Origin of the sequence: Psychrobacter sp. AOP5-GZ1-6 (assembly GCF_052376345.1) — a bacterium.
GTDB lineage: Bacteria > Pseudomonadota > Gammaproteobacteria > Pseudomonadales > Moraxellaceae > Psychrobacter.
Window position 1 is genome coordinate 1 of sequence record NZ_JBQSVP010000239.1, and the last position, 1,793, is coordinate 1,793.

Annotated in this window: 1 protein-coding gene; it reads left to right on the top strand. The window is 35.5% G+C overall.

The window, feature by feature from the left end; translation table 11 throughout:
* Window positions 1-1,697, top strand: a 1,697-nt coding sequence (locus ACT3RN_RS15390) for a sensor histidine kinase (RefSeq protein ID WP_444518803.1), incomplete at its 5' end; no start/stop codon positions are given.
* Window positions 1,698-1,793 lie beyond the last annotated feature (96 nt).

The window sequence follows — 1,793 nt, forward strand, 5'->3', positions numbered from 1 at the left end:
GTATTCAAAGTATTTTATTTTATTCAACACCGCAGCCTATTGATAATCTAGAGCAATCAGCAGCTGATTGGAAAAATATCTTATTTGCAGATACTGTCAGTTTTAACTACCCAGTAACCAGCAATTATATAGATATTAATAGTGACTCAAATAAGTTGAATTCCAATTCTTATGCATCACAGACTTTATCAGAGCGCATAAACGAGGCATCAGAGGCTAATCAAACCACAACAGATAGTGTATTGGTTGGTTATATTAATATTACTTTAGACGTGCAGGCAATGCGAGAATATTGGTATCGTACCAATCTGTTGGGATGTTTGATTATTACCATCATAGCAGTGCTTTGGGTGTTGTATATTCTGCGGAAACTTAAATGGCCAGTAAGAGATATTGAATCTCTTACTAAAGTATGTGAAGTTGTTCTAGAAAACCCAAGTATTGATCAATTACCCGTTATTTCACAGCATTTCAATTTTAAGGATCTAATACTGATCAAGCGGACCTTTGTGGTTTTGTTTAATCGTTTGCAAAAAGTTAAGCAAGATTACGAGGCAATTGTCGCATTTGAGCAGCAATTACATACCAAAGATGTTTCTCTTGATGTGCAGTTGCATAACTTTCAAAGCATGATAACCCATGAGCTAAAAACCTCCTTAAATGCAATTGTAGGTGGTTTGCAGTTATTAGATCATGATGCTCTTAATAGAGAACAAAAAGATGCAGTTGAAATTATCAGTAGTGGTAGCGAAAAATTGGTGTCATCGCTTGATCACATTATTCAGCTCAACCAAATACAAAAAGGTCAGATACATATCAATTATAGTGAATTTAATCCATTACAATTGATTGCAGATATTTTAGTAGAGTTTGAACCTATTGCCCAAAAAAAAGGTCTAGAGTTGGTCAGTCGTGTTCATCATATAGACTATAGCCTGAAAGGTGATGCAGAAAAGATACAACAGATATTATCGATATTACTTAGCAATGCGATTAAATTTACACCGGTTGGGCAAGTAATTATTACATCGCAATTGACGCATTTTGATAAAAGTAATCGTTGGCAGATCAGTGTGAAGGATACTGGTATTGGTATCGATAGTCATCATATTGATGATATTTTTAATCCATTTTTTCAGGTGGATTCATCAAAAACTCGGCAATATGAAGGTTCAGGTGTTGGGCTGCCCATCGTTAAGCAAATGATTCAGCTCATGGGTGCCACTATAGAAGTTGATAGCACGCTAGGAGTAGGTACGCAGTTTATAATTACGATAGCGATGCCTACCATTCAACATTCTTGGCAACAGAGTTTATTGGCTGGATTGACTTTTATCTATTACTACTATGATGAAGTTGGTTTTTTAGGAGCTGAACTTGAGCATTTAGGGGCAGCTGTTGTTTATTGTCAGCATGAGCAGTTGGTAATCGATGAGATGAAGGCAAACAAAGTAGACATGGTGATGTTTGCGGAAGATATTTTTCCAAGAAAAGCTGAATCCTTAGCCAGTCGTATTCGTAAAGCTGAAGACGACCATCGTGCGTTATTAGTGTATTGGTATTCACCGCATCAAGCGCAATATTTAGACAGTTTCGAACATGGATTAAAAGTCGCAGGTATTGATTATTGTTGTAGTGCTATTTATAAAGATAAGGATTTAAGTGATTTGCTACAACGTTGGATGGTATGGAAATAATGATAAATTCTAAAATATGATTAGCACTATTAACTGTGCTACTTTTTTTGGTAATAATTTCTATCGCGATTTTTAAGATGAGAAGAAGCCATATTT